Source organism: Rhodococcus sp. NPDC054953, assembly GCF_053609225.1.
Map to the genome: position 1 here is coordinate 712 of NZ_JBSGXD010000082.1, position 423 is coordinate 1134.

Genomic DNA, 423 nt, shown 5'->3' on the forward strand with positions numbered 1-423 from the left:
CCTGCTTCTGCAGCACCTCGCCGGCGGCAACGGCTTCCTGCAGTACGGATTAACGATGGGCACGGCCCGCCAGGCGTTCCAGGACGAGCCGGACACCGACGTACTCGTCGACCGCCTCTCCGATGCCTGGACCTGGCTGGAGGCACATGCGCTGCTGTCCCGGGTACCCAGTCAGTCGGAAGGCTTCCGCCAACTATCCCGCGACGGCGCGAACTTGGCGAAGGGTCCCGATGGTCTCCCACGCTTCGAGGCTCGCCAGCGGCTGTCCGGTCCGCTCCACCCGGCCTTGGAGTTCACGGTGCGCACCAACTTCGACCTGGGCGACTACGAGACCGCGTGTTTCGCGGCGATGAAGGCGGTCGAGGTCGCCGTCCGGGATGCCTCGGGCCTCGACAACTCCCTGGTTGGTGTGCCGCTGATGCG

1 protein-coding gene is annotated in these 423 nt (G+C 67.6%); it reads left to right on the plus strand.

Annotated features, from left to right (window positions below):
• On the plus strand, positions 1–423 hold a 423-nt coding region (locus ACWF62_RS20615), incomplete at both ends, for a TIGR02391 family protein (RefSeq protein ID WP_452631289.1).